The organism is Pseudomonas sp. S44 (genome assembly GCF_016624805.1).
Classification (GTDB): Bacteria; Pseudomonadota; Gammaproteobacteria; order Pseudomonadales; family Pseudomonadaceae; genus Aquipseudomonas; species Aquipseudomonas machongensis.
In genome coordinates this window covers 18,228-43,643 of the sequence record NZ_JACVTY010000033.1, presented here as the reverse complement: position 1 = coordinate 43,643, position 25,416 = coordinate 18,228, and the positions used below count along the sequence as shown (strand labels likewise).

Annotated in this window: 26 protein-coding genes; 14 read left to right on the top strand and 12 right to left on the bottom strand. The window is 64.6% G+C overall.

Translation table 11 applies throughout. The features are described 5' to 3' along the window. Positions 1-36 precede the first annotated feature (36 nt). Positions 37-300, bottom strand: a complete 264-nt coding sequence (locus IAE40_RS21365) for a YebG family protein (protein WP_054893506.1) — start codon at positions 298-300, stop codon at positions 37-39. Between the two features lie 256 nt (positions 301-556). Here IAE40_RS21365 and IAE40_RS21360 point away from each other — a divergent pair, with 256 nt between their 5' ends. The 8 genes from IAE40_RS21360 to IAE40_RS21325 all read left to right on the top strand — a co-directional run bounded on the left by IAE40_RS21360 (position 557) and on the right by IAE40_RS21325 (position 9,268). Continuing rightward, the gene (locus IAE40_RS21360) at positions 557-1,030 is read left to right on the top strand and encodes a phosphate-starvation-inducible protein PsiE (protein WP_054893505.1); all 474 of its coding nucleotides are present in this window, start codon (positions 557-559) and stop codon (positions 1,028-1,030) included. Positions 1,031-1,181: 151 nt separating this feature from the next. Continuing rightward, positions 1,182-2,123, top strand: coding sequence for a fatty acid desaturase (locus IAE40_RS21355; RefSeq protein WP_200603823.1), 942 nt, complete (start codon positions 1,182-1,184; stop codon positions 2,121-2,123). A gap of 14 nt (positions 2,124-2,137) precedes the next feature. After that, positions 2,138-2,929, top strand: a complete 792-nt coding sequence (locus tag IAE40_RS21350) for a phosphate/phosphite/phosphonate ABC transporter substrate-binding protein (protein ID WP_200603822.1) — start codon at positions 2,138-2,140, stop codon at positions 2,927-2,929. A gap of 114 nt (positions 2,930-3,043) precedes the next feature. Continuing rightward, on the top strand, positions 3,044-3,550 hold the full coding sequence (locus IAE40_RS21345) for a sigma-70 family RNA polymerase sigma factor (RefSeq protein ID WP_054893502.1): 507 nt from the start codon (positions 3,044-3,046) through the stop codon (positions 3,548-3,550). Position 3,551: 1 nt separating this feature from the next. Continuing rightward, entirely contained in the window at positions 3,552-4,502 is a 951-nt protein-coding gene (locus IAE40_RS21340) for a DUF4880 domain-containing protein (RefSeq protein WP_200603821.1), read from the top strand. Between the two features lie 138 nt (positions 4,503-4,640). Continuing rightward, positions 4,641-7,310, top strand: a complete 2,670-nt coding sequence (locus IAE40_RS21335; RefSeq protein ID WP_442798266.1) for a TonB-dependent receptor domain-containing protein — start codon at positions 4,641-4,643, stop codon at positions 7,308-7,310. 18 nt (positions 7,311-7,328) lie between these two features. After that, complete coding sequence (locus tag IAE40_RS21330; protein ID WP_200603819.1) at positions 7,329-8,345, top strand: ABC transporter substrate-binding protein; 1,017 nt, start codon at positions 7,329-7,331, stop codon at positions 8,343-8,345. Beyond that, positions 8,342-9,268 carry an aliphatic sulfonate ABC transporter substrate-binding protein gene (locus tag IAE40_RS21325; protein WP_200603818.1) on the top strand — a complete coding sequence of 309 codons (927 nt, stop codon included), beginning with the start codon at positions 8,342-8,344 and terminating at the stop codon, positions 9,266-9,268. The genes IAE40_RS21330 and IAE40_RS21325 overlap by 4 nt, the downstream gene beginning before the upstream one ends. Before the next feature lie 59 nt (positions 9,269-9,327). Here IAE40_RS21325 and IAE40_RS21320 read toward each other — a convergent pair whose 3' ends face one another. The 5 genes from IAE40_RS21320 to IAE40_RS21300 form a co-directional block, all read right to left on the bottom strand. Further along, positions 9,328-9,627: a DUF3509 domain-containing protein gene (locus IAE40_RS21320; protein WP_063543109.1), complete on the bottom strand. Its 300-nt coding sequence runs from the start codon at positions 9,625-9,627 to the stop codon at positions 9,328-9,330. A 158-nt stretch (positions 9,628-9,785) separates the two neighbouring features. Then, the gene (locus IAE40_RS21315; RefSeq protein WP_054893497.1) at positions 9,786-10,130 is read right to left on the bottom strand and encodes an HPF/RaiA family ribosome-associated protein; all 345 of its coding nucleotides are present in this window, start codon (positions 10,128-10,130) and stop codon (positions 9,786-9,788) included. A 368-nt stretch (positions 10,131-10,498) separates the two neighbouring features. Continuing rightward, positions 10,499-12,814, bottom strand: a complete 2,316-nt coding sequence (gene fecA, locus IAE40_RS21310) for a TonB-dependent Fe(3+) dicitrate receptor FecA (protein ID WP_200603817.1) — start codon at positions 12,812-12,814, stop codon at positions 10,499-10,501. 94 nt (positions 12,815-12,908) lie between these two features. Next, positions 12,909-13,832, bottom strand: a complete 924-nt coding sequence (locus IAE40_RS21305) for a FecR domain-containing protein (protein WP_054893495.1) — start codon at positions 13,830-13,832, stop codon at positions 12,909-12,911. Continuing rightward, entirely contained in the window at positions 13,829-14,323 is a 495-nt protein-coding gene (locus tag IAE40_RS21300) for a sigma-70 family RNA polymerase sigma factor (RefSeq protein ID WP_063543115.1), read from the bottom strand. The genes IAE40_RS21305 and IAE40_RS21300 overlap by 4 nt, the downstream gene beginning before the upstream one ends. A 215-nt stretch (positions 14,324-14,538) precedes the next feature. Between IAE40_RS21300 and IAE40_RS21295 the strand changes: the two genes are divergently transcribed. From IAE40_RS21295 to IAE40_RS21275, 5 genes are read left to right on the top strand one after another with little or no spacing between them, the layout of a single operon-like run. Beyond that, complete coding sequence (locus IAE40_RS21295; protein WP_054893493.1) at positions 14,539-14,844, top strand: DUF3649 domain-containing protein; 306 nt, start codon at positions 14,539-14,541, stop codon at positions 14,842-14,844. Further along, on the top strand, positions 14,841-16,412 hold the full coding sequence (locus tag IAE40_RS21290) for a PepSY-associated TM helix domain-containing protein (protein ID WP_200603816.1): 1,572 nt from the start codon (positions 14,841-14,843) through the stop codon (positions 16,410-16,412). The genes IAE40_RS21295 and IAE40_RS21290 overlap by 4 nt, the downstream gene beginning before the upstream one ends. Continuing rightward, positions 16,412-16,738: a DUF3325 domain-containing protein gene (locus IAE40_RS21285; RefSeq protein WP_200603815.1), complete on the top strand. Its 327-nt coding sequence runs from the start codon at positions 16,412-16,414 to the stop codon at positions 16,736-16,738. Before IAE40_RS21290 ends, IAE40_RS21285 begins: the two co-directional genes overlap by 1 nt. Then, on the top strand, positions 16,735-17,292 hold the full coding sequence (locus IAE40_RS21280) for an RNA polymerase sigma factor (RefSeq protein WP_153772688.1): 558 nt from the start codon (positions 16,735-16,737) through the stop codon (positions 17,290-17,292). Before IAE40_RS21285 ends, IAE40_RS21280 begins: the two co-directional genes overlap by 4 nt. Next, positions 17,289-18,266, top strand: a complete 978-nt coding sequence (locus IAE40_RS21275; protein ID WP_200603814.1) for a FecR family protein — start codon at positions 17,289-17,291, stop codon at positions 18,264-18,266. Before IAE40_RS21280 ends, IAE40_RS21275 begins: the two co-directional genes overlap by 4 nt. A 54-nt stretch (positions 18,267-18,320) precedes the next feature. Here IAE40_RS21275 and IAE40_RS21270 read toward each other — a convergent pair whose 3' ends face one another. From IAE40_RS21270 to IAE40_RS21255, 4 genes are all read right to left on the bottom strand, one after another. After that, the gene (locus IAE40_RS21270) at positions 18,321-19,400 is read right to left on the bottom strand and encodes a polyamine ABC transporter substrate-binding protein (RefSeq protein WP_054893488.1); all 1,080 of its coding nucleotides are present in this window, start codon (positions 19,398-19,400) and stop codon (positions 18,321-18,323) included. Positions 19,401-19,456: 56 nt separating this feature from the next. Continuing rightward, positions 19,457-19,798: a cupin domain-containing protein gene (locus IAE40_RS21265; protein ID WP_054893487.1), complete on the bottom strand. Its 342-nt coding sequence runs from the start codon at positions 19,796-19,798 to the stop codon at positions 19,457-19,459. A 33-nt stretch (positions 19,799-19,831) separates the two neighbouring features. Next, positions 19,832-21,238, bottom strand: coding sequence for an NAD(P)/FAD-dependent oxidoreductase (locus IAE40_RS21260; protein WP_200603813.1), 1,407 nt, complete (start codon positions 21,236-21,238; stop codon positions 19,832-19,834). Between the two features lie 67 nt (positions 21,239-21,305). Continuing rightward, positions 21,306-22,130 (bottom strand): AraC family transcriptional regulator, encoded by an 825-nt coding sequence (locus IAE40_RS21255; RefSeq protein WP_176717866.1) that lies wholly within the window; start codon positions 22,128-22,130, stop codon positions 21,306-21,308. A 241-nt stretch (positions 22,131-22,371) separates the two neighbouring features. Between IAE40_RS21255 and IAE40_RS21250 the strand changes: the two genes are divergently transcribed. Beyond that, the gene (locus IAE40_RS21250; RefSeq protein WP_063543127.1) at positions 22,372-23,310 is read left to right on the top strand and encodes a hypothetical protein; all 939 of its coding nucleotides are present in this window, start codon (positions 22,372-22,374) and stop codon (positions 23,308-23,310) included. Positions 23,311-23,479: 169 nt separating this feature from the next. On the opposite strand, the gene IAE40_RS21245 is transcribed toward IAE40_RS21250, so the two are convergent. Beyond that, a complete protein-coding gene (locus IAE40_RS21245) occupies positions 23,480-24,448 on the bottom strand; it encodes a peptide ABC transporter ATP-binding protein (RefSeq protein ID WP_054893483.1) in 969 nt (322 codons plus the stop codon). After that, on the bottom strand, positions 24,448-25,416 hold the full coding sequence (locus tag IAE40_RS21240) for an ABC transporter ATP-binding protein (protein WP_063543131.1): 969 nt from the start codon (positions 25,414-25,416) through the stop codon (positions 24,448-24,450). The genes IAE40_RS21245 and IAE40_RS21240 overlap by 1 nt, the downstream gene beginning before the upstream one ends.

Below are 25,416 nucleotides of genomic sequence, written 5' to 3'. Positions count from 1 at the left end.
CGATGTACAGGAGTCGCAGACGCTGCGGCAGGTGCCTTATTCCGCTGCCTCGCCTTCGAGCAGCTCGGCCAGCGCATCGGGCTGGCTCTTGAATGCCCGGGCGAACACGTCGCGGTTCTTGGCCATGTAGATGCCCGCTTCTTCGACTTGCTGCTCGCTCAGCGACGGCACGGCCTTTTGCAGTACTTCGGCCAGCCGTTCGGCCAGCTCGAGCATCTTGTCGTGACGGTCTGCTTCGGCCTTATCCATGAACAAGCGCTCCGGGTCGCGGCTGCTGCGGTACACCACTTCGACGGCCATTCATCACCTCTGTGCCTTTTGTGTATGTGGGTTGGACGACAACTGTATTTTTATACAGTATTGAGCATAGCGGATTCTTTGGCAATCGGATAGTGGCGTTCTGATTTGCCCCGATGCTCTCGCCGAAGCCTAGTCCATAGGTGCCTTGCGGCAATCGGTCGCCTTCCAAGTACAGGGCCTGGCCCTTTAACTGCATGTCACAAGCGTCACATCGGTGGCGCATCATCCTTCATGTCGTATCGAGGAATCCTGCATCGTGAAATCCAAATGGCCAGAAAAGCTGCGCAAGGGCCTGCATGCGCCCGCCGACGCACTGGGAAATCTGTTCGTCGAGTCGTTCCATTACCTGGCCCTGTTCGGCATCGGTGCGATCACGGCCTATGCCGCCGTGGCGACCTTCATCGAGATGCTGGAGAAGGGTGGCATCAGTGTCGATGACATCCTGCTGCTGTTCATCTACCTCGAGCTGGGAGCCATGGTGGGGATCTACTTCAAGACCAACCACATGCCGATCCGCTTCCTGCTGTACGTGGCGATCACCGCGTTGACACGCCTGCTGATCGGCGATGTCTCGCACCACAAGGCGCCGGACGTTGGCTTGCTGTACGTGTGTGGCGGCATCCTGCTGCTGGCCTTCGCGATCCTGGTGGTGCGCTTTGCCTCGTACCGCTACCCGTCGACACGGGCGATCGATGCCAACGGCAAGGATATGGACGACGGCAAGGTCTGACCCATCCGGCAGCGACTTGGGCAAGCGGTGTCGGCTTGCCCTGCCTTATAGGCAAATATTTCGTTGAAAGGGGTTTTGATAACCAATCGTTCTGCAAGATTTCTCCGCGTTACGCCACAAGCCTATACCGGAGATCACGCAGGACGCCGCAATGCCCCATTACCTCGACGATGCCCAGCGCGAAGACGTGCAGCATCTTCAATGCACTTTCACCGGCCGTACCGAATGGCCGACCTGGCTGTTGCTGGCGGTGGTCTATGGTGGCTGGACGGCGCTGCTGCCGCTCAGCCATGCGCTGGGGGTGTGGCCGACCACCCTGTTGCTGATTCCGCTGCTGGTGCTGTGGCTGTCGTTGCAGCACGAGTTGCTGCACGGGCACCCGACCCGTTTTCCCTGGCTGAACAAGCTGCTCGGCTACGCGCCCTTTGCCCTCTGGTATCCCTACACCCTGTATCGCGACAGCCACCTGATTCATCACCGCGATCACGACCTCACCTTGCCGGGCCTGGATCCTGAAAGCCGCTACCTGAGCGACCGGCACTGGCAGCGCAGCGCCCGGTGGCACAGAGGGGTGCTGTGGCTGGGCAAGACGGTCCCCGGACGTGTGCTGGTCGGCGCGCCGCTGGGCCTGTTCGGGCTGGCCCGCGAGGAGCTGGCGCGGCTGGGGCGCGGTGATCGCCAGGCCTGGCTGATGTGGCTGACCCACGGCCTGTGCAGCGTATTGCTGATGGTGTTGGTTGCGCGGTTCAGCGCACTGTCGGTGCTGCACTACGTGTTCCTGGTCGGCGTGCCGGCCGTTGGCCTGGCGATGCTGCGTTCGTTCTACGAGCATCGTCCGCACCCGTTGCCTGAGCAGCGCACGGTGATCAACGAGGCCGGGCGCCTCTGGTCGCTGCTGTTCCTGAACAACAACCTGCACCTGGTGCACCACGATCTTCCGGGGCTGCCCTGGTACTTCATCCCGCGTGTCTACCAGCGTCACCGCGCGCAATGGCTGCTGCGCAGCGGGCACTTTCTGGTGCCGGGCTATGGGGCGCTGCTGCGTCGCCACGGCCTTGCGCCGATCGACAGCCCACGCCACCCCTTCGCCTGAACAGGAGCCACGCCATGACCCAGGGATTCGTCGACCTGTCGATGTACGTCGCCCCCGAGCGCATCAACCAGGCCAGCGCTGCCTGGCTGCAGCGCATTCTTCTATTGCTCGATGCGCGGGGTGAAGCGGTGGGTGCGCAGCCGTTGCTGCAGGTCTGGCGCTCGCCGCAATTGCTGCTCAGCCAGACCTGCGGCTACCCGTTGATGACCGCGCTGCGTGGGCAGGTACGAGTGGTCGGGCAGCCACGCTATCGCCTGCCATATGTGCGCGAAGGTCAGCACTGCAGCCTGCTGCTGGTGCGCGAGGATGATCCGCGCCAGGACCTGGCGGCATTCTTCGACAGCCACGGGCTGGTCAACGGCCCGGACTCCAACTCCGGCATGAACCTGCTGCGCCACGCGCTGGCACCCTTGCAGCGTGAAGGGCGGTTTTTCTCGCAGGTCAGCCATACCGGTGGGCACCGCAACAGCATGCGCGCCCTGCGCGAGGGCCAAGGCGATCTGGCGGCCATCGACAGCGTCACCTACGGCTACCTGGCGCGCGATCACAGTGAAGAGGTCGAGGGCCTGCGCATCCTCGGCCAGACCGCCTGGGGGCCGAGCCTGCCGTACATCACTGCCGGTTGGCGCAGTGCCGAAGAGGCCGAGTGGATTCGCCGCGCGATGAACCAGGCCCTGGCCGAGTTGCCGGCGGTGGCCGAGGCCCTGGCCATCGACCAGGTGCTACCGGTCGCGACGAACGATTACCAAGTGCTGCTGGATTACGAGGACGAAGCGAAGCGGCTTGGTTTAGTCACGCTCGAATAATGAAAAAGGAATATAAAAATCACTTTTAAGTATTTTTAAAGCATAAGCGGCCAGACTAGGATGCGCTCACCGGACGACCGGACCTCTTTGTATCCACTCCTGGATGGAAGCCTCATGTCCGGTCGCGAAAACCCTCATGGCGAATATGTCGGCAGTCTGTTCCGCAGCCACTACCCCTGGCTGTGCGGACGCCTGCGCCGACACCTGGGCGACGGTGCCGCCGAGGACATCGCCGCCGACACCTTCGTGCAACTGCTCAGTGCGCCGGTCCCGGAGCCGATCCGCCAGCCGCGCGCCCTGCTGACCACCATTGCCCAGCGTCTGATGTACCAGTTGTGGCGCCGCCGCGACCTGGAGCGCGCCTACCTCGATGCCTTGCTCGAGGATGACGACCATCTGGCGCCTTCGCCCGAAGCCCATGCGCAGATGATCGAGGCGTTGCAAGCCATCGACACCTTGCTCGACGGCCTGCCGGCCAAGGTCAAGGCGACCTTCCTGCTGTCGCAGCTCAACGGCCTGACCTATCCGCAGATCGCCCTTGAACTGGGGATCTCCCAGCGCTCGGTGAGCGACTACATGGCCAAGGCTTTCAACCGTTGCCTGAAACTTTCCCTGGACTGACATGCGCGACCCCGATGAGCAGCAACACCTGATCGAGCAGGCGACCCAGTGGCTGGTGCTGCTGCGTTCGGGCCAGGCCGAGGCGCGTGATCACCTGGCGTTCCAGGCCTGGCGTCGCGCCGACCCGCGGCATGAGCAACTGTGCCAGCGCCTGGAGAACACCCTCGGGGTGTTCCACGTGCCGCGTAGCCAGGGCGTCGACGGCCGTGTGGTGCAGCGCGCCCTGGCAGCGCCTTCGGGGCGTCGGCGTTTCCTCCAGCGTGCCTTGCTCGGGGCCGGTGTGGTGGTGGGTGCGGGCTTGATCGGCAACCCAATGTCTGGCCTGCACCTGGGGGCCGATTTGAGCACCAGTACGGGTGAACGTCAGACCTTGAGCCTGCCCGATGGCAGCCAGTTGGTGCTCAACGCCCAGAGCCAGGCCGACGTGCGCTTCGACAGCCAACTGCGTGTGCTCGAATGGCGCGGTGGCGAGGGGTTGCTGACCGTGGTCGATGAGTCGCGGCCGTTTCTGGTGCGTATCGAGGGCAGTACGGTCAGTGCGCGATCGGCGCGCTTGCTGGTGGCAGAGCGTGCCGGGCAGTGCCGGGTCTGCGCACTGGCCGGGGTGCTGGAGATCAGCAGCCAGGGTGGTGATCGGGTGCAGTTGCGCAAGGGGCATGCGGTGAATTTCGACCGGGTGAGCATTGCCTCGGTTGAGCTGTTGCGGCCAGGCGAAGGGGCGTGGGTCGATGGTCTGCTGGAAGTGCGCGACAGCCCGTTGAGCGAGGTGGTCGATGCGTTGCGGCCCTATCGACGCGGCGTGCTGCGCCTGGATCCTGCGGTGGCTGGATTGCGCGTGAGCGGGCTGTTTCGGCTCGACCAGAGCGAGCTGGTGTTCGAAGCACTGGCGCGGACCTTGCCGATTCGTGTGAGCCGGCATGGGGAGTATTGGCTGAGTATCGGGGCGGTGTGAACCAGGATCGCGGGCGGCCTTTTCCAGGTTCTAACGACATAACCAATCGATCTGCAAGATTCTGCGCGCCCGCGCCACACCACTGCTGTAAACGCTGCCGAGGGGGGCAGCGTCATGGATTCCTTGGGGGGAATCGTTGTGCGCCGTATCCAGAAGAAGACCACTGCTACTCACTCGCGCTTCAAGCGCAATGCCCTGGCCCTCGGCCCGTTGCTTGGCCTGCTGATCGGCACCGCCCAGGCCGCCGAGCCGGTACAGGCCTACCACATCAAGTCCGGTCCGCTTGACCAGGTGCTGCTCGACATCAGCCGCCAGAGCGGCCAGGTGATCTCCTTCACCCCGGAGGTCGAACGCTTCTCGTCCTCGGCGGTGGAGGGCGACCTGACCACCCAGCAAGCCATCGACGCCGCGCTGCGCGGCACCGGCTTGCAGCTTCAGGTCAGCCCGGGCGGCGCCTTCATCATCAAGGACGAGACCGCCGCCGCCAGCGCCCGGCGCGCGCCCAGCGGACCGGCCGGGCAAGCCAGCGCTGCTGCGGCGCCTACCCTTGACCGCGTGATTGCCCTTGGCACCCGGCGCAGCGACGCCACCGCGCTGACCAGCGCCGCGCCGGTCGATGTGATCGACAGCCAGGAGCTGGTCAAGACCGGCGCCACCACCTTGAACCAGGCGCTGTTCCAGTTGCTGCCCTCGTTCAACTTCCCGCAGAACCAGAGCGCCACCCGCGGCCAGAACCCCAAAGGTGCCTCGCTGCGCGGCTTGTCGCCGGACCAGACCCTGGTGCTGGTCAATGGCAAGCGCCGGCATGCCTCGGCGGTGGTGAACATCTCCGGTGGGGTGCCGTTCATTGGTGCCCAGCCGGTCGACCTGGACATGATCCCCATCAGCGCCATCGACCATGTCGAGGTCCTGCGCGATGGCGCTTCGGCGCAGTACGGCTCGGACGCGGTGGCCGGGGTGATCAACATCGTGCTCAAGGAGCGCGACAGCGGCGGGCAGATCAACACGCAACTGGGCAAGTACGGGCAGGGCGATGGCTTTCGCAAGAACGTCGATGGCTGGTATGGCCTGGGTCTGCCGGGCGACGGCTTCCTGACCCTGAGCTTCAACGGCGTCAATGCCAAGCCCACCGACATCGGCGACAAGTACATCGCCGACGGCCAGTTGCAGGAGCACCGCTGGGGCGGGGCCAGCCGCGACAAGTTCAATCTGGCGGCCAACGCCGAGGTCGGCCTGAACGACCAGTGGCGGCTGTACAGCTTCGCCACCTATGGCCAGGACAAGTCGATCAACAACACCCCGCCGCTGTTGCGCGACAACCCCAACAACGTGCAGGCGCTGTACCCCGAGGGCACCATCCCCAAGTACCGCTTCCGCTACGAAGACGCCTCGGTCACCGTCGGCTCGCGCTTCGAGGACGAGGCCATCGGACGCCTGGACATCAGCGCCACCTATGGCCGCGACAAGCATGACGAAGTGGCGTTCGACACCCTCAACCCCAGCTATGGCGTGAACAGCCCGACCAAGTTCGACATTGCCACGCTGATCAACAGCCAGACCAACCTGGCCGTCGACTACGCCCGTGACGTGGGCGTGGCCTGGTCGACCCATCCGCTGACGGTATCGGCGGGCGTGGCCTACCGTCGCGAGCAGTACGAACTGCAACCGGGCGATTTCAGCTCCTACTCGTTCGGCGGCATCGACGGGGTGCAGGTGGGTGGGGTGCAGGCTTCGGGCCTGACACCGGACGATGCCGGCACCTACAAACGTGAGGTGGGCGGGGTGTATTTCGGCCTGGAAAACCAGGTCACCGACAAATTCCAGGTAGGCCTGGCCGGGCGCAGCGAGCATTACTCAGACTTCGGTTCGGCCACCACCGGCAAGCTTTCGGCGCGTTACGAGTTCACCCCGCAGGTCGGCCTGCGCGGCACCCTGAACAGCGCCTACCGTGCGCCGACCCTCGGCCAGATCGGTACCTCCTGGACCACCACCACCAACGTCGACGTCAATGGCAATCCGGTGCTGACCCGCATCCTGCCCGTCGATCATCCGGCGGCCCAGGCCCTGGGCGCGGAGTCGCTCAAACCGGAAAAATCCACCAACTACTCGCTGGGCCTGGTGCTGCGCCCGACCGAGCAGGCGTCGCTGACCATCGATGCCTACCAGATCGATATCCGCGACCGCCTGCTCTACAGCGGCGGCATTTCCGGCCCGGACGCCGAACGCATCCTCACCGCTGCAGGCTTCGGCCAGTACAGCTGGGCGCAGTTCATGACCAACGCCGCCAACACCCGTACCCGTGGCGTGGACATCGTCGGCAAGTACAACCTGGGCCTGGACCGCTATGGCGACCTGGCGCTGACCGCCGGCTACACCAAGGCGCGCACCACCATCGAGAAGATCCATGGCAACCCCTTCGGTTTCGACGTGCTGACCCGCGAGGCCCAGGGCTTCCTCGAACATGGCTATCCCGAGGACAAACTGATCCTTGGCGCCACGCACACCTACGGCCCATGGACCGTCAGCCTGACCCAGACCCGCTACGGCGAGTACCGCAAGTACGCAGCCTCGGCGACCAACGCACAGTATGACCAGACCTTCTCGGCCCAGTGGATCACCGACCTGGACGTCAATTACGCGTTCACCAAGCAACTGCGCGTTTCGGTAGGCGCCAACAACCTGTTCGACAGCAAGCCGGATGACTTCAACACCCGCCTGCGCCAGACCCCGGGCCAGCAGTACAGCTACCTGGCGCCGTCGGCACCGGAAGGGGCGTTCTACTACACCCGGCTCAGCTACGACTTTTGATCGACAACGAGACTGCACATGACTGCGATGAAGAAACTCCTGGGCGGCGCGCTGCTCGCCCTGGGCCTGGCCAGCCAGCCGTTGCTGGCGGCCAGCCCACCAGCCCCGATCCATTTCGGCGCGCTCACCTGGGAAAGCGGCAGCCTGATCACCGAGATCCTGCGTACGCTGGTCGAGAAGGGCTACGGTTATCCGACCGACACCCTGCCGGGCAGCACGGTCAGCCTGGAGGCGGCCCTGGCCAAGGATGACATCCAGGTGATCGGTGAAGAGTGGGCCGGGCGCAGTCCGCTGTGGATCAAGTCCGAAGCCGAAGGCAAGGTGATCGCCCTCGGCGACACGGTCAAGGGCGCCAGCGAAGGTTGGTGGGTGCCGGAATACGTGATCAAGGGCGATCCTGAGCGCGGTATCGAGGCCGTGGCGCCGGGGCTGAAGTCGGTGACCGACCTTGTTCGCTACAAGGATGTGTTCCGTGACCCCGAGTCGCCGCAACAGGGGCGCTTCCTGAACAGCCCGACCGGCTGGACCTCGGAGATCGTCAACAGCCAGAAGCTCAAGGCCTATGGCCTGGCCGACAGTTTCGTCAACTTCCGCTCCGGCTCCAGTGCTGCACTGGATGCCGAAGTGTCCGCACAGATCCGTCGCGGCAAGCCGGTGCTGTTCTACTACTGGTCGCCGACCCCGCTGCTGGGCCGCTACAAACTGGTCCAACTGGAAGAGCCGGCCTTCGATGCCGAGGCCTGGAAGACCCTGTCCAACCCGAACGAGGCGCACCCCAGAGGTACGCGCTCGCTGCCGGCGCGCCTGTCGATCGGCGTCTCGGCGCCGTTCCATGCGCGCTACCCGGAGCTGGTGCAGTTCTTCGACAAGGTCGATCTGCCACTGGCGTTGCTCAACCAGACCCTCGCCCGCATGGCCGAGAAGCGCCTGGATCCGCGTGTGGTCGCCGAAGCGTTCCTGCGTGAACAGCCCCAGGTGTGGAGCGCCTGGTTACCGGCCGATGTGGCCGCCAAGGTCAAGGAGAACCTGAAATGATCGTGCGTATGCTTGTCACCCTGTTGCTGGCGCTGGGCAGCACCCTGGCCCTCGCGGCCGATCCGCAGGTGCTGCGTATCGGCTACCAGAAGAGTTCGGTGAACATGGTCCTGGCCCGCGAGCATCGCCTGCTCGAACAGGCGTTGCCTGGCACCCAGGTGCAGTGGATCGAGTTCCCCGGTGGGCCGCAACTGATCGAGGCGCTCAACGGCGGCAGCCTGGACGTGGGCAACATTGGTGACATTCCGCCGATTTTCGCCCAGGCGGCGGGTATTCCGTTGCGCTACATCGGTATCGAGCCCAGCGACGGTCGCAGCGAGGCGATCATCGTGCCGAGCAGCAGCCCGGCCAGGACACTGGCGGATCTCAAGGGCAAGCGCATCGCCTTGCAGAAAGGCTCGAGCGCCCACAGTCTGCTGCTCAAGAGCCTGATCAAGGCGGGCTTGCAGCTGAGCGATGTCGAGCTGGTCTACCTGCCGGCCGCCGATGCCCGCCCGGCCTTCGAGCAGGGCAAGCTGGATGCCTGGGTGATCTGGGATCCTTACTACGCGGCCGCCTTGCTCGATGGCAGCGCCCGCACCCTGAACACCGGTGAGGACGTGCATCCCAGCGGCACCTACTACATTGCCAGCCGGCCGTTCACCGAGCAGTACGGTGCGACCATCGACAAGGTGCTGGAGGCGTTGCGCCAGGCGCAGAAGATTTCGGTCGAGCAGCGTGAGCAGAGCATCGACGGCATGACCAAGGTGCTGGGGCTCAAGCGTGAAGTGGTGGAGCTGTATTTCGAGCATCGCTACAACGCGCCGATCCGCCCGCTGGATGCCGCGGCGATCGAAACCCAGCAGCGGATTGCCGATCTGTTCTTTGCAAACCGCTTGATCCCGCGTGCGGTGCAAGTGCGGGAGGTTGTCTTTCCGCAGTGATGAGGCGTGTGTTGACCTCTTCGCTCCTTTCCTGTGGGAGCGAAGAGATCGACACTGGTCTATCGAGCGATCCCGGCCCCCCGCCAGACCCGATCGCGTCCGGCGCTGTCGGTCATCGCCGCCAGCACCTGCAGGGCATCTTCCCCTTGTTCGATGGCCAGCCCCAGGCGAATGCTGTCCACCACTCGGCGCAGGCGTACAGGGTCGTTGCGTTGGGCGGCGCTGATCAGTCGCTTGGCGACCACGCCGGTATCGTTGGAGAGGGTCAGCATGATGCTGCCGTCGAGCCGCTCGATGCTCAGGTTGACCCGATAGTACGGGGCGAAGGCGTCGCTGATGAGGTCGAAGGGATTGGTCATGGGCTGGCATCTGCAAAGAATGTTCACCGATTGACCGGGAGACCGTGGAGATGGTTCAGCGACGTTGATCAAATGATGAGTTCTGTGGCCTGCCCCGGCCCGAAACCCTGGAAACGAAAACGCCCGGTGCCAGGCACCGGGCGTCTGTGTGTCACCGATCACTCTTCTTCAGTGTGCTGCACCACGCTGCGCTTGCTGCGCAGCTTGCCGTAGAAATGTTCCAGCGCATTGTTCAGCTTGCTGGCCGCACCGTCGATCGCATGGTCCAGCGAGGTGGCGGTATGGCTGACGGAAATCGGTTGATGACCTTTGGGGCGAGCCTCCATTTGGCAGCGTTTGTCATGCGGGCCGGGCTTGTCGCCGTTCTCGTCACGCAAGTGGACCTCGATGCGGGTGAGGTCGTCCTCGTAGCGCTGCAGCGTGCTTTCCAGCGTACTGCGGACCCATTCGTTCAGACGGCTGCTGCTGTCGATATGGTTGCTGCTGTTGACCTGGATTTGCATGATTCAATCCTTATTCAGCTTGCTCGCGTGGAGGCGTGCCTAGGCCCTTGAGGCCCTTGGGGAAAGCTCCGCCTCTTGACTCTAAGGTCAGGGATTGGCGCGCCGAATTCAAGCCCCTTTTTCGATAAATTTTTTGTAGCAATTCGTAAGGTTGACACTGTTGCTGCAGGAGCGACTGTCTTGTTCAAAATCTACAGACCAGCCCAATCCCCTTGTGGGAGCGGGCTTGTCCCGCGAATACGGGCGCAGCCCGTGCCAGACAGCGCGGTGTCTTTTTCGCGGGCAAGCCCGCTCCTACAGGTACCGTACCGATGCCGAGGACCGTGCACGGGCTGGTAGCGCACAAGGCCGCTCCCAAGTGTCCATCCTCAAAATGCTACCGAAGTCTGCACATACAGCGTGCGCGGCTCGCCCACGTACTTGCCCTTGTTGTTGTCGTCGAACGAACGGGTGTAGTACTCGCGGTTGAACAGGTTCTTCACCCCCACCGCCACCTTCAGGTTCGACAGCTGCGGCCCGAAGTCGTACCCGGCGCGAGTGCTGACCAGCATGTAGCCCGGAATCCGTCCGGTGCTGCCATCGGCGCTTTCGCTCGCGGTGTTGGCATTGTCGGCGTACTGGCTGCTCTGGAAGCTGCCATCCAGGTTCAACTGCCATGGTCCTTCGGTGTAACCAAGCCCCAGCGTGCCCTTGTGGCGCGAGGAGAACGGCACCTGGTTGCCCTTGTTCGGGCCGTCTTCGCGGATGGTGGCGTCGACGAAGGCGTAGCTGGCGTGCACATCGAAACCGGCCAGCGTCGGGCTCAGGCCGTCGAGGGCGTAGCGCACGCTGGTCTCGATACCCTGGTGGCGGGTTTCGCCGCGGGCGATCACCGAATCGTTGGTCTGGTTGCTTTCGTACTGGTTGTCGAAGTTGATCAGGAAGGCGCCGATCTCTGCCTGCAGGTCGCCGCTGTCGTAGCGGGTACCGACTTCCCAGGTGCGCGCCTTTTCCGGTTTCACTTCACCGCTGCTGACGCGGTTGGGCATCTGGCTGTACTGCACGCTGCCGAACGAGCCCTCGGTGTTGGCGTAGAGGTTCCAGGTGTCGGTCAGGTGGTACATGACATTCAGTGCCGGCAATGCGGTGTTGTAGCTGCCTTGGTAACGCTGATTGCTGAGCTTGTTGCTTTGCTCGGAGTCGATCATCTCGTAGCGGATGCCGGGGGTGATGGTCCAGCGGCCGATGTCGATGCGGTCGTCCAGGTAGATCGCGTGGGCTTCGGTGGCGCCACGGGTGTCGCGGTCGTTGCGGCTGGCGGTGGTCGGCAGGTTGCCGGTCACCGGTTCGCGGAAGCGCAGTTCGTGGCCGGCCTCGTTGATGTAGCGGTAGCCCACGCCCAGTTCGTGCCAGCTGTCGCCCAGTGCCACACCTTGCGAGAAGCGGGTCTCGATGCCACGTACCCAGTATTCGCGTGGCGAAAGCGAGACGAAGCTGCCCTGGTCGAGGTAGCCGCTGCGCAGGGTCTTGGTGAAGAAGCTGTTGACGCTGAACTGGCGATCGTCCTGCTTGTAGTCGTAGCCGACGTTGACCAGGGTGCGGCGACCCCAGAACTTGTCCTTCAGACGGGTCGACTGGTACGGGTCTTCATCGAACGCCGCCTTGCTCAGGCCGCCGGGCATGTCGGCCTCGCCCTCGTAGTACTGGGCCATGGCGTGCAGGCTGTTGGCTTCGTCCAGTTGCAGCTTGCCCTTGAGGATCAGGTCGTCGATCTGCGTGTCGCTGTGTTCTCGCCAGTCGCCGCCGCGGGTGCCGGAGTAGAGCAGGGCGCCGCCCAGGCCGTTGTCGTTGGTGCCGCCGACCAGCAGGTTGGCGCTGTTCTTGAAACCGTCGTGGCTGGACGAGGGGCTGATCTGGTTCTGCATGGCGGCCTTGAAGGTCGCTTCCTCGGGGATGGCGCGGGTGACGAAGTTGACGATGCCGCCGACGTTCTGCGGGCCGTAGCGCACTGCGCCGCCGCCGCGTACCACATCCACCGCATCCATGTTGCCCAGGCTCAGCGGGGCCAGTGACAGCTGTGGCTGGCCATAGGGGGCGAAGGGCACCGGGATGCCGTCCATCAGCACCGTGGAGCGCGAGGCCAGGCGCGGGTTGAGGCCGCGAATGCCGAAGTTCAGTGCCAGGTCGTGGCTGCCGGTACCGTTGTTTTCCGGGGCATTGACGCCGGGGATGCGGTTGAGCACCTCACGGGCGCTGTTGGCACCGCTACGCTCGAACTCCTCGCGGCGGATCACGTCACGTGCGCCGGGATGCTCGAAGACGTTGTCCTGGCGCGCCTCGGCCAGCCAGTCGCCCACCACGGTAGAGGCACCCAGCTCGATCGCCGCATCGCTGCTGGAGGCGGCAAGCGGCTGCAGGCTATAGGCGTTGTCGGCCTCCTGGCGTGCCTGCAGACCGCTGCCACGCAGCAATGCCTGCAGCCCTTGCTGTACGTCGTACTGGCCTTCCAGCCCGGGGCTGCGCAAGCCTTGGGTGACGGTGGAACCGAACGAAATCAGCGCCCCGCTTTCACGGCCAAATTGGTTGAGAGCGTCTTCCAGGGTGCCGGGGGCGATGTGGTAGGCGCGCGGTTCGCCAGCCTGGGCGAAGTTCAGGCTGGTGGCGAACAGCAGGGCGATGGCGAGCGGCGTGGGGCGCAGGGGCATGGGGTCGGGTCCTGTAAGGAGGGTTCTGCCTGCTCTGTCACGCGAGTGAAGCGAAATGGCTCAGGTTGGAAGAAAAATAGTTGTCGGCACTGGCTCAAACCGCCTCGACCTTGACCCAGTACCGGGTGAATCGCCGCACCCGTACCGGCAAGGCGACTTCCAGCATCTCCAGGATCCGCTCACTGTCATCCAGTGGGTACGACCCGGAAATCCGCAGCCCGGCGACCTGCTCGCTGCAACCCAGCTGTCCGTGGCGATAGCGTGAAAGCTCGGCGAGAAACTCGCCCAGGCGCATCTGCGAGACCACCAGCATTCCATCGACCCACGCGCCGATGTTGCGATCCAGCGCGCCGATACCTTGCCAATGGCCCGCTGCCAGGCGGGCTTGCTGACCGGCGAGCAACACCTGGCCCTGTAGCCGAGCCATGCCGCTGAACACCGAGACCAGGCTGTAGCCCTCGAACTGACGCACGTTGAAGCGGCCGCTGTCGAGGTGCAGGCTGCCATCGTCGCTGCGCAACACCAGCGGGCGGGTATCGCGGGCGACGTCCAGCGACAACTCACCCTCGAGCAGGCGCACGTAACGTTGCTGCCCATCGAACCGCACATCGGCGGCGCTGCGGGTGTTCAGTCGCAACAGGCTGCCGTCGTCCAGCGGCAGGCGTCGGCGCTGGCCCACGGGGCTGCGGTAATCGGCCATCAGCCCTGGCAACGGATTGTGTGATTGCAATCCGAGCCCGGTGGCACTGGCCACGCCCGCCAGCAGTAACGCCTTGAGCGCGCGACGCCGGGCCGGGGAGGGCGGTGCCTGCAAGGTGGCGTGCACCACGGGCGAGGTCGCGCCACGCAGCCGCTGGTTGACCTGCTGGATGTGCGCCCAGGCGCGCTGGTGTTCGCCGTCAGCCTGCAACCAGTGTTCGAGTGCCTGCTGCTGGGCCGGGTCGAAATCGGCCCCCTGTGATTCGATCAGCCAGTGCACCGCCTGCTCGGCAACCTGGGGTGAGATGCCTGTGCTCACAGGGCGAAATAGCAGCGCAGGGCTGCCTTGTGCAGGTAGCGTTTGACCGTCGCCAGGGAGATACCCAGTTCACGGCCGATCTCGGCTTGGCCCAGGCCATCGACCTGGGCCAGCAGGAAGGCGCGCTTGACCAGCGGTGGCAGGTCATCGAGCAGGCGGTCGAGTTCGAGCAGGGTTTCGAAGATCAGCGCCTTGTCTTCCTCGCTGGGTGCCAGGCGTTCCGGCACCTGGGCCAGGGCTTCGAGGTAGGCGCGCTCCAGCTCCTGACGGCGAAAATGGTTGCACAGCACGCGCTTGGCGACGGTGGCGAGAAAGGCCCGAGGTTCGATCAACTGTGGCGCTTCGCGGGCCTGGAGCAAGCGCACGTAGGTGTCCTGGGCCAGGTCGGCGGCGCTCTGCGGGCAGCCCAGGCGACGGCGCAGCCAACCGGTCAGCCAGTTGTGGTGAGCGTGGTAGAGGCCTTCGACGGTGGAGGAGAGGGCACTGGACACCGAGGTGACTCCGGCGTCCGATGACGCGAGTGGGAGTAAGAATTGTTCGCATTGTATTCCGGGCGGCAGGGTGTAGCAATCCTGTTCGGCCTGCGGGGTATTCGGGGGCAAACCCGGCTACGCAGGGATCGCAGCAGCTCATCTCCAATCTTTGCTTATGAGAATTGAAATCATTACTATTGCACCCTCTTGACCTTGCCCCGGACCGTCGCCCCATGAAAAGCAAAGCCGCCGGCCTGCCCCTGAGCTACCGCCTGGCTGTGACCTCGCGCAGCCTGGCTGCGTTGTTGGGCGGCTACCTGCTGGCCTCGGCGGCCAGCGTCTGTGTCAGCCTGCTGATGCCCGGCGCCCAGGTCGATGCGGCACTGACCGGGATGATGCTGTCGTTCGTGTTCTACCTGCTCGCCTTCATCTGGTGCTTCGCCTGCCGCAGCGCATTGCGCGCCTGGCTGGGCGTATTGCTGCCGAGCCTGGTGCTGGGCGCGATCGGCGGGCTGGCTTACTGGATGAAGAACCCATGAAAGAGGGCTTCCGCCAGGCCATGGCCTGGCTGCATACCTGGACCGGCCTGATCTTCGGCTGGCTGTTGTTCGCCATCTTCCTCACCGGCACGCTCGCCTACTTCAAGGAAGAGATCAACCACTGGACCAAACCGGAAATCCACAGCCATCCGCTGAATCCGGCGGCCAGCCTGGAGATGGCGCAGCGCTACCTGCAAGCCAACGCCGCCGATGCCAGCACCTGGTTCATCCGCCTGCCCAGCGAGCGCGAGGCGGCGCTGAGTGTCGGCTATCGCGATCCCAACGCCGGTGGCCGACGCGGCTTCACCAGCAAGGAGCTGGACGCGGCCAGCGGCGAGGTGGTCGAGGGCCGCGACAGCCGTGGCGGCGAGTTTTTCTACCGTTTCCATTTCCAGTTGGAGATGCCCCACCCCTGGGGGCGCTGGCTGTCGACCTTCTGTGCCTTCATCATGCTGCTGGGGCTGGTGACCGGGATCATCACCCACAAGAAGATCTTCAAGGAGTTCTTCACCTTCCGTCCCGGCAAGGGCCAGCGCTCATGGCTCGATGGCCACAACGCCATTGGCGTGCTGGTGCTGCCCTTCCACCTGATGATCAGCTACAGCAGCCTGGTGATCTTCATGTACATGGTCATGCCGGCCGGAATCATGGCCAGCTATGGCAGCCCCAACGGTTATTTCAACGACCTGTTCGGCCGTGACGAGGTGCCGAAGGTGGCCGGGGTGGCCACGCCGCTGGTCCCACTGTCGAGCCTGTACGCCAAGGTCCAGGAGCAAGCGCCAGGCGCACGCATGGGCTTCATTCAGGTGCAGAATCCTGGCGACCAGAATGCCCGTGTCACCTTGAATCGTGCCTCGGCCGACAGTGTCGCGTACAAGCGCAGCGCCAACTGGACCTTCGACGGTGCCACCGGTGCACTGCTGACCCAAGGTGCGCCGGAAAGCGCCGCAATGATGACCTCCTTTACCTTTGTCGGCCTGCACATGGGCAACTTCGCCGGGCCATGGCTGCGCTGGTTGTACTTCATCTTCGGTGTCGCCGGCACGGCGGTGATCGGCACTGGCCTTGTGATGTGGCTGGGCAAGCGTCAGCTCAAGCATGCCAAGAGCGAGCGCATGCCTGCGGAGCTGCGCCTGGTCGAGGTCCTCAACATCGCCAGCATGAGCGGCCTGCTGCTGGGCGTGGCGGCGTTCTTCTGGGCCAATCGCCTGCTGCCGATCGGGCTGCAAGGGCGCGCCGACTGGGAGGTCAATGCGTTCTTCATGGTCTGGGCACTGTCGCTGCTTCACGCCATGCTGCGCCCCGGTCGTCGCGCCTGGGGCGAGCAGTTGGCGCTGGGTGCCGTGGTGTTCGCTGCGTTGCCGCTGCTCAATGCCGTGACCACCGGTCAGGGCCTGGACCATTCGCTGATCGCCGGTGACTGGGCGATGGCCGGCTTCGATCTCACGGCCCTGGCCACCGGGCTGTTCCTCGGCTGGGCGGCCGGCAAGATGCTGCGCGCGCCCAAGCCAGTCGCCAAACGCTCGGCCAAGGTCAAGGCCCGCACCGAAACCGTGGAGGCGAGTTGATGCTGAGCCTGGCCCTGTCTACCTTTGCCGGCCTGGCTGCCTTGTGCCTGGCCATGGAAAAACACTTCACCGACCTGCTGGGTCGCAAGCCGCGGCAGGCCCAGTTGCGTGCTTTGCGCATCGCCGGCTGGCTACTGCTGGTGCTGTCGGCGGTACTGGCCGTGCACTTGCGTGGCTGGGCGCTGGGGCTGGTGGAGTGGACGGCCGTGTTGATGGCCGGGCTGACCCTCTGGGTATTCGGCCTGCCGTACCAACCCCGCCTGCTACTGAGCCTGGCGGCGGCGAGCCTGGTGTTGGCGCCGGTCGTGGCGGTGTTTGGCGCGTGAGCGAGCCCGACCTCGACGAGGCCGGTGGCCGGGCGCGGTTCCTGCAGGTGTTCCTGGCCCAGCGCGGGCGCATGGAGGCGCTGGTCAGCCGGCGCGTTGGCTGTCGTGCCACGGCCTCGGACCTGGTCCAGGAACTGTTCCTGCGCTTCTGGCGTCGGCCTGCGGTCAAGGTCGAAGCGCTCGACACCTACCTGTTGCGCTGCGCCGGCAACCTGGCGATCGACCACCTGCGCAGCGAAGGCAGTCGCGGTCGGGTCGCCGAAGGGCTGTCGATCAGCGACGAGGCGCTCTCGGCCCAGGCGCCAGAGCAGGCGCTGGAGGTCGATCACGATCTGCGCCGCATCGAGCAGGCCCTGCGCGCCTTGCCGGAACGTACGCGACAGATCTTCCTGCTCAACCGCATCCACGGCTGCAAGTACGGCGAGATCGCCAAGGCCATGCAGGTGTCCCAGAGTGCGGTGGAAAAGCATATGATGCGCGCCCTCGAAGCGTGCAAGGCGAGTGTCGCCGAGCCCGCTACCCCATTGCGCAGGCCAGGGAGCGACCGTCGATGAGCCAGCCCTATCCGATCACCGCCGAGCAGTCGCGCATGGCCCTGGGCTGGCTGAGCCGCATCAACGAGCATCCTCCGGCAGCCGAAGGCGCTGAGTTCAAGCGCTGGTTGTTGGCCGATCCGGCGCACCGCGCCGCCTATGCCGAGGCCCAGGCCCTGTGGCAACAGACCGAAGCGCCCGCCGCGCGTCTGGCCGCAGAGGAACGCGAGGGCCTCGAGCACTACCTGCAGGCCATGCGCCGACCGAAAGCCCGCTGGGGGCGGCGTGGCGGAGCACTGGCGGCAGCGGCCTGCCTGGTGCTGGCGCTGGGCAGCCTGGCCGGTTGGCAGCCGCAATACTGGTTGCAGGACCTGCGCGCCGACTATCGCAGTGATGAGCATGTGCGCCAGGTCACCCTGGCCGACCAGTCACGCCTGACCCTGGATGCCAACAGCGCCGTGGTCGTGGATTTCGACCATGGCGAGCGGCGCGTGCGCCTGCTGCGCGGCGCGGCGTTCTTCGAGGTGACCCACACCGGTGCGCCGTTCCTGGTCGATGCGGCGGGCGGCGAAGTGCGAGTGCTGGGCACTCAGTTCGAGGTACGCGGGCAGGGCGACGGCGCCCAGGTTACCGTGCGCAGTGGACGGGTAGCGGTGACACCGATTACCGGCGCCGTGGCGCGTGAGCTGACCGCCAATCAGCAACTGGACTATGCCCAGGGCGTGGCGGGGGCGATCAGTGCCGTGGACAGTGACAGTCGCCTGGCCTGGCGCCAGGGCTGGCTGAACTATTACCAGGTGCCGCTGGCGCAGGTGGTCGAGGACCTGGGACGGTATTACCCGGGGCGTATCCTGTTGCTCGACGATGCCTTGGCGCAACGCAAGGTCAGCGGCAGTTTCCCGGTGGAGGAGCCCATGCTGGCGCTGGCGTCGTTGGGCAAGGTGATGGGCTTCGTGCCGCAGACACTGTTCGGGCGGGTGACGGTGGTGCGCTGAAATCGCCTGTACCCCCCACACACACCCTGGTGTCTGCGGGGGGGAGGCGGAGCTTCAGTTACCCGCTTTGATGCTGGTCCAGAGCCGCGTGCGAATGCGGTCGATCTTCGCCGGCATCGCTTCCAGGGCGAACAGCTTGCCCATCACATCCGCGCTTGGGTAGATCATGGTGTTCTGCTTGAGCGCGGGATCGACCAGAGCATCGGCCTTGGCGTTGCCGTTGGCGTACTGCACCGAGTTACTGATGCCGGCCATCACCTCAGGCTGCAGCAGGTAGTTCATGTAGGCGTAGCCTGCCTTCTCGTCCGGAGCGTCGGCCGGCATGGCGACCATGTCGAACCACAGCGGCGCACCCTCCTTGGGAATCGAGTAACCCACCTTCACCCCGTTCTTCGCATCGTCGGCGCTGTTCTTGGCCTGCAGCACGTCGCCGGAGAAACCGACCACCACGCAGATGTTGCCGTTGGCCAGGTCGCCGGTGTACTTCGAGGAGTGGAAGTAACTGATGTACGGACGCACTTTCATCAGCAGTGCCTGGGCCTTCTTGTAGTCATCGGGATTCTGACTGTGCGGCGGCAGGCCCAGATAGTTCAGGGCGATCGGCAGCAACTCCGGGCCGTTGTCGAGCATGGCCACGCCACAGCTCTTGAGCTTTTCCATGTTCTCGGGCTTGAACACCAGGTCCCACGAATCGACCGGTGCCTTGTCGCCTAGCACGGCCTTGACCTTGTCGATGTTGTAGCCGATGCCGGTGCTGCCCCACAGGTACGGGAAGCCGTACTGGTTGCCGGGGTCGTTCACCTCCAACGCCTTGAGCAGCACCGGATTGAGGTTCTGCCAGTTCGGCAGCTGGCTCTTGTCGAGCTTCTTCAAGGCCTTGCCCTGGATCTGCCGGGCCATGAAGTGGTTGGAGGGGAAGACCACGTCGTAACCGGAGTTGCCGGTCATCAGCTTGCCGTCGAGGGTTTCGTTGCTGTCGTAGACATCGTAGGTGGGCACGATGCCGGTGGCTTTCTGGAAGTTCTGCAGCGTGTCGGGTGCGATGTAGCTGGACCAGTTGTAGATCTTCACCGAGTCGGCGGCACTGGCGACGCCAGCAGCCAGCATCAGGGGGGCGAGGAGGAGTTTGCGCATGTCCGGTTTACCTTGCTTTGTCTGTTGTTATCGAAGAACGGCAGGCGATCAGCGGATCAGAAAATCAGTACGTAGGTCTTGCGCACGGTTTCCTGGATATCCCAGATCCCGGTGCTGTTGGCCGGTAGCATCAGTGCGTCTCCGGCTTCTATGACCAGCGGCTCGCCACCGTCGGGGGTGAAGGTGCAGCGGCCCTTGATGAAATGGCAGAACTCCTGTTGCACGATCTGCCGGCGCCAGCGCCCGGGGGTACATTCCCAGATACCGGTTTCGACGCCATCGTTGCGTTCGACGCAGGTGACCGATGTCACTGCGACGGGTTCTCCGAGGGGGACGGCGACCGGGTTGGAGGTTTCCAGCGCGGCGCTGTCGGTGTGCTTGAACTGGGTGATGCTCATGACTGCAGGATCTCTTGTGGTAGTGGGTGCAACTCAGTGCATGAAACCTTCCATGAATCCGGCCAGGCCGCTGGCCAGGCGCCGCCGCCAGGCCGGGCTGGCCGGGTTGGCGAGGGTGCGGTCCTCGTGGACGAAACTCTGGATGATCGCGTTGTAGCCTAGCCAGCGGCAGGGCTCGGGCGGCCAACTGGCCAGGCTCGACAGCGGGCGGTTGTCGTGGACCCAGGGCTGGGCTGTCAGTTCGTTGTGCTGGCCGAGAATCAGTGCCGCGAGCGTGCGCCCGCCCAGGTTGGTGGCGCCGACACCTTCGCCGCCATAGCCACCCGATAGCGCCAGGCCGCGTTGACGGTCGCACAGCATGTGCGGACGGAAGCGCCGCGCCATCCCCAGGTTGCCGCCCCAGGAGTGGGTGATGCGCACGTTCTTGAGGTGCGGGAACAGCTCGCCGAACAGATAGCGGCGCAGCTTGATCTCGGCGTCGCTGAGGCTGAAGTCCTCGCGCAGGCGGCCACCGAAGCGATACCCGCCGCGGGCGCCGAACACCAGGCGGTTGTCGGTGGTGCGCTGACCGTAGGTGACCTGGCGGCTGCCTTCGCTGAAGGCCTGGCCCTGGCTCAGGCCGATCTGCTCCCAGGCCGATTCCGGCAGCGGCTCGGTGGCCACCAGCAGGCTTTGCACGGGCAGTTGATGGCGACCCAGCGGCGGCAGGCTGGCGGCGTAGCCTTCGACCGCCGGCACGACCCATTGGCAACGGACCTTGGCCTGGGCGGTGCGCACCTCACCGGTCTGCCAGTCGCTGGCCGGGGTGTTTTCGTAGATGGGCACGCCCATGCCCTCGACCACGCGTGCCAGGCCGCGCACCAGCTTGGCGGGCTGTATGGTCGCGACGTGGGGGCTGAAGATCGCGCCGTAGGCATTGCTGACGCGCAGTTGGCCGGCCAGTTGTTCGGGCTTGAGCCAGCGGTAGTCGTCTTCGTTCATGCCCTGGCGGTACAAGTCGTCGAGGTAGGCGCGCAGGCTGCGCTCCTGCTCCGGGTAGCGGGCGGCGCAGTAGATGACCCCACCCTTGCGGTAGTCGCAGTCGATGCCTTCGCGTTGCAGCACGCCGTGCACTTCGTCAGGGATGGCATGCAGCAGGTCGACGCTGGCGCGGCGCTGTTGTGGGGAAAGGGTGGCCAGCAGGCGGTCTTCGCCCAGCAGGTTGCCCATCAGCCAGCCGCCGTTGCGCCCGGAGGCGCCGAAGCCTGCGGTGTTGGCCTCGAGGATGGCGATGCGCAGGTGCGGGGCCTGGCGCTTGAGGTAGTAGGCTGTCCACAGGCCGGTATAGCCGGCGCCGATGATGCACACGTCGACATCCAGGTCCTGTTGCAGCGACGGGCGAGCGTCGAGCGGCTCGTCGAGCTGGTCCATCCAGAGGCTGATCGTGCGCCAGGCTTGCATCAGGTACTGCTCCCACTTCCGTTCAAGGTTCTGGGAGCGATGCTAGTAGTGCGGGCGCTTCGCTGTCTTACGTGCGTGCACGCAGAGAAATCTGCTTCACGTAGGCCTTGGGCGAGAGCCCGGTGTGTTCGCGGAAGCACTTGTAGAAAGCCGACAGCGAATTGAAGCCGGCATCGAAAGCCAGTTCGTCGATGGGGGCTCGGCAGCCTGCGCCTTCGAGCCCGGCCAGAAGATGCTGCAGGCGGGCCTGGTTGACGTAGCGGTAGAAACTCTGGCCCAGCACCTGGTTGAGCAGGTAGGAAATCTGGTTGCGGCTATAGCCGCTTTCTTCTGCCACCTGCTGCAGGTCCAGCTCAGGGTCCAGGTAGGGACGTTGGGCCTGGAAATAGTGTTCGAGGTCCTGGGCCATGGTGCTCAACTGGCGGGGCGAAAGACCCAGGCGGCTGGTGGCGGGACGTGGCCCGGACGCGCTGGCGCCCTTGCCGTCGCGGCGGATCAGCGTGCCGTATTCATTGACCCGCCAGATCAGGTTGTCCTTGACCGTGATCGCCTCGCTGGACTGGAAAGCCACCAGACCTTCACCGCCCTGGACCGTCACCTGGTACTGGATGAAGGCTGTGCAACCGTCGACCCGGATGCGGTCGCTGTGGACGATGTCTTCCCCGGCTTCGTGCGGCAACGAGACGCGCACGTACTCGCGCAGCTCATCGAAGCCGAGCACGCGGTTCTGGAAAAAGTCGTGGTATTGGATTTCCGGGTGATACAGCGCCATGACCCCATCCAGGTCACGATGCTTCCAGCACAAGTGGTAGCGCATGACGACTTCCGCAGTGAGCGGGGTCTGGGCGGGGCCGTCTGGAAGGAGGGTGGCGGTCATGGGCCGATAATGCATCGGGCTGCTTCAGCCGACAAGGGCGTGCAGTCTGACCGCTGAGGCCCCAGGGCTGTGGATACTGCATAACGCCCTGTTCAACTGGGTGGGTTCGGGCGATTCGCACGATCCTAGGAAGTGGTTTTTGCCTAAGTGCCTGATTTAGTTGGGAGTCATTTTTTGTCACAACTGGCACGCGCGCTGCACCAATCGAGTGGCAAACAAAACGGAAGTTTTGCTCACCCTCATAAGGCGCCGAATCATGATTACCACTGCCGATCTGCCAACTGCTGTCTCCGAGGCCCCGAACCGCTCGGGCGTTTCCTGGGCTGCCATCTTCGCCGGTGCCGCTGCTGCGGCTGCGTTGTCGTTGATCCTCGTGATACTGGGCGCGGGCCTGGGCTTTGCCGCCTCCTCGCCTTGGGCCAACGAAGGTGCCAGCGCAAAGGCGCTGGGGATATCCACCATCGTCTGGCTGCTGATTACCCAGATCCTCGCCTCCGGGCTGGGCGGGTACATGGCTGGCCGCTTGCGAGTGAAGTGGGCCAACCTGCATGGTGACGAGGTGTATTTCCGCGATACCGCCCATGGCTTCCTGTCCTGGGCTATTGCGACCCTGGTCACGGTGTTGATGGTCGTGTCTTCGGCAGGGGGGCTTGCCAGTGCTGGTGCTTCGGCGGGTGCTGCTGCCGCCTCGGGTGCCGTGGCCAGCGTTTCCATGAATGATGACAAGAGCAAGCCTTCGGGCGCCGCCGACCCTATGGGCTACTACGTCGATCGTCTATTCCGTGGCGACGGCCCGGTCGCGGTAAGCGAGGATGCGGCCAATGGCGTGGCCAGCCGGATCCTGATCCGCGGCCTGGCTGCCGATGGCGGGATGGCTGCCGAGGATCGCACTTACCTGGCGCAACTGGTGGCCCAGCGTACTCGCCTGACCCAGGCCGAGGCCCAGGCCCGCGTCGAGCAAGTCTATGAAGAGGCGCGTCAGGATGCCGCGCAGGCCAAGCAGGCTGCGCAGGAAGCTGCCGAGACCGCAGCGAAGGTTGCGGCCTGGACCGCCATCTGGACCTTCATCGCCCTGCTGTGCGGTGCGTTCTTCGCAAGCTTCGCAGCCTTGTTCGGTGGTCGCCTGCGTGACCGTGCTCGTTGGGTCGAAGAAGACCCGCGTGCGCTGCATGCTTCGACCACTGTTGTCCGTTAATTCGAATTCACGACTGGAGGAACCATCATGCGCTCGATTCTGCTCTGGATGCTTGGGGTGCCAATCCCGGTGATCATTCTGATCGCGATCTTCATGCACTAATAGAAAAGGGCCGCTAATGCGGCCCTTCTCGCAACTGTACAACCCGCAGAAGCGGCTTTATGCCGCTTTACAGGAACTGCTCAGCATAGTGACACGCCACCTGCCGCGTCCCGACCTGCCTGAACGCCGGAATCTCCTTGCCACAACGCTCGGTGGCATAGGGGCAGCGCTTGTGGAAGGCGCAGCCATCAGGCGGATTAAGCGGGTTGGGCAGCTCGCCGGCGATGCGGATCTTCGGCTTCAGCGGGTCGGGGTGAATGGCTGGAGTCGCCGAGAGCAGTGCCTGGGTGTAGGGATGCAGCGGCTTGTCGTAGATATCTTCCTTCGGCCCCATTTCCGCCGGGCGCCCCAGGTACATCACCAGCACCTGGTCAGCGACATGCCGCACCACCGCGAGGTTGTGCGAGATGAACACATAGGCGGTGTTGAACTCTTTCTGCAGGTCCATGAACAGGTTCAGCACCTGGGCCTGGATCGATACATCGAGCGCCGAGGTGGGTTCGTCCGCGACCAGTACCTTGGGCTGCAGCATCATCGCCCGAGCCAGGGCGATACGCTGGCGTTGACCGCCTGAGAACATGTGCGGATAGCGCTGGTAGTGCTCGGGGCGCAGACCGACCTGCTGCATCATCTTCTGCACCTTGTCGCGGCGCTCGGTCTTGCTCAGCGAGGTATTGATCAGCAGCGGCTCGGCCAGTTGGTCGCCGATCTTCTGCCGCGGATTGAGTGACGCATAGGGGCTCTGGAAGACCATCTGCACATCACGGCGCAGTTGCTTGCGCTGGGCCTTGTCGGCGCCGTTGACCTCGGTGCCGGCAATTTGCAGCGAGCCCGAGGACGGCTCTTCGATCAGGGTCAGGGCACGGGCGAGGGTGGACTTGCCGCAGCCGGACTCGCCGACCACGGCCAGGGTCTTGCCGGCCTCCAGTTCGAACGACACGCCATTGAGCGCGCGCACCAGTGCATGGCCCTTGAACAGGCCGCGGGAGACTTCGTAGTGACGGGTCAGTTCACGGGCGGACAGAACGACAGTCATCACGCCACCTCCTGGTTCAACGGGTAGAAGCAGCGCACCAGGCTGTGGGCCTGGGGATCGAGGGCCGGACGCTGTGCCCGGCAGTTGTCACGGACATAAGGGCAACGCGGCGACAGCAGGCAACCCTGGGGGCGGTCATAGCGCCCAGGCACGATGCCGGGCAGTGTGGCCAGCCGTTCGGCGCCGATGCTGTGCTCGGGGATCGCCGCCAGCAGCGCTTCGCTGTAAGGGTGTGCGGGGATGTCGAACAGTTCCGGCACCTGGCCCACTTCCACTGCCTGTCCTGCATACATCACGCACACCCGCCTGGCGGTTTCCGCGACCACTGCCAGGTCGTGGGTGATCAGGATGAGCGCCATGTTGCGCTCCTTCTGCAGGTTGACCAGCAGTTCCATGATCTGCGCCTGAATGGTCACATCGAGGGCGGTGGTCGGTTCGTCGGCGATCAGCAGCTTGGGTTCGCCAGCAATCGCCATGGCGATTGCGACGCGCTGGCTCATGCCGCCGGAGAGCTGGTGCGGGTAAGCGTCCAGGCGGCTTTCGGCGGCCGGGATCTCGACTTTCTTGAGCAGCTCCAACGCGCGCTGGCGTGCTGCCTTGCCCTTCAGACCGAGGTGTTGGCGCAGCACTTCCTCGATCTGGTAGCCCACGGTGTAGCTGGGATTGAGTGCGGTCATCGGGTCCTGGAAGACCATGGCGATGTCCTTGCCTACCACCTTGCGCCGTTGACGACCGCTGAGCTTGAGCATGTCGGTGCCGTCGAAGGTGAGGCTGTCGGCGGTGATGCGGCCGGGGGCGTCGATCAGGCCCATCAGGGCCATCATGGTCACCGACTTGCCGGAGCCGGACTCGCCGACGATGGCGAGGATCTCGCCGGCGTCCACCGACAGGTCGAGGCCGTCTACCACGGGTACTGCGTTGGTGTCGCCGAAGCGCACGTTCAGGTTGTTGATCTGCAACAGTGACAT

Excerpts from the sequence above, each read along its gene's own strand:
- IAE40_RS21240 (WP_063543131.1), bottom strand. The coding sequence starts at position 25,416 with ATGTCACTGTTGCAGATCAACAACCTGAACGTGCGCTTCGGCGACACC.
- fecA (WP_200603817.1), bottom strand. The coding sequence starts at position 12,814 with ATGCCCCTGCGCCCCACGCCGCTCGCCATCGCCCTGCTGTTCGCCACC.
- IAE40_RS21275 (WP_200603814.1), top strand. The coding sequence starts at position 17,289 with ATGAGCCAGCCCTATCCGATCACCGCCGAGCAGTCGCGCATGGCCCTG.
- IAE40_RS21350 (WP_200603822.1), top strand. The coding sequence starts at position 2,138 with ATGACCCAGGGATTCGTCGACCTGTCGATGTACGTCGCCCCCGAGCGC.
- IAE40_RS21250 (WP_063543127.1), top strand. The coding sequence starts at position 22,372 with ATGATTACCACTGCCGATCTGCCAACTGCTGTCTCCGAGGCCCCGAAC.
- IAE40_RS21320 (WP_063543109.1), bottom strand. The coding sequence starts at position 9,627 with ATGACCAATCCCTTCGACCTCATCAGCGACGCCTTCGCCCCGTACTAT.
- IAE40_RS21255 (WP_176717866.1), bottom strand. The coding sequence starts at position 22,130 with ATGCATTATCGGCCCATGACCGCCACCCTCCTTCCAGACGGCCCCGCC.
- IAE40_RS21270 (WP_054893488.1), bottom strand. The coding sequence starts at position 19,400 with ATGCGCAAACTCCTCCTCGCCCCCCTGATGCTGGCTGCTGGCGTCGCC.
- IAE40_RS21295 (WP_054893493.1), top strand. The coding sequence starts at position 14,539 with ATGAAAAGCAAAGCCGCCGGCCTGCCCCTGAGCTACCGCCTGGCTGTG.
- IAE40_RS21285 (WP_200603815.1), top strand. The coding sequence starts at position 16,412 with ATGCTGAGCCTGGCCCTGTCTACCTTTGCCGGCCTGGCTGCCTTGTGC.
- IAE40_RS21355 (WP_200603823.1), top strand. The coding sequence starts at position 1,182 with ATGCCCCATTACCTCGACGATGCCCAGCGCGAAGACGTGCAGCATCTT.
- IAE40_RS21315 (WP_054893497.1), bottom strand. The coding sequence starts at position 10,130 with ATGCAAATCCAGGTCAACAGCAGCAACCATATCGACAGCAGCAGCCGT.
- IAE40_RS21340 (WP_200603821.1), top strand. The coding sequence starts at position 3,552 with ATGCGCGACCCCGATGAGCAGCAACACCTGATCGAGCAGGCGACCCAG.
- IAE40_RS21265 (WP_054893487.1), bottom strand. The coding sequence starts at position 19,798 with ATGAGCATCACCCAGTTCAAGCACACCGACAGCGCCGCGCTGGAAACC.
- IAE40_RS21365 (WP_054893506.1), bottom strand. The coding sequence starts at position 300 with ATGGCCGTCGAAGTGGTGTACCGCAGCAGCCGCGACCCGGAGCGCTTG.
- IAE40_RS21260 (WP_200603813.1), bottom strand. The coding sequence starts at position 21,238 with ATGCAAGCCTGGCGCACGATCAGCCTCTGGATGGACCAGCTCGACGAG.
- IAE40_RS21345 (WP_054893502.1), top strand. The coding sequence starts at position 3,044 with ATGTCCGGTCGCGAAAACCCTCATGGCGAATATGTCGGCAGTCTGTTC.
- IAE40_RS21325 (WP_200603818.1), top strand. The coding sequence starts at position 8,342 with ATGATCGTGCGTATGCTTGTCACCCTGTTGCTGGCGCTGGGCAGCACC.
- IAE40_RS21330 (WP_200603819.1), top strand. The coding sequence starts at position 7,329 with ATGACTGCGATGAAGAAACTCCTGGGCGGCGCGCTGCTCGCCCTGGGC.
- IAE40_RS21290 (WP_200603816.1), top strand. The coding sequence starts at position 14,841 with ATGAAAGAGGGCTTCCGCCAGGCCATGGCCTGGCTGCATACCTGGACC.
- IAE40_RS21245 (WP_054893483.1), bottom strand. The coding sequence starts at position 24,448 with ATGACTGTCGTTCTGTCCGCCCGTGAACTGACCCGTCACTACGAAGTC.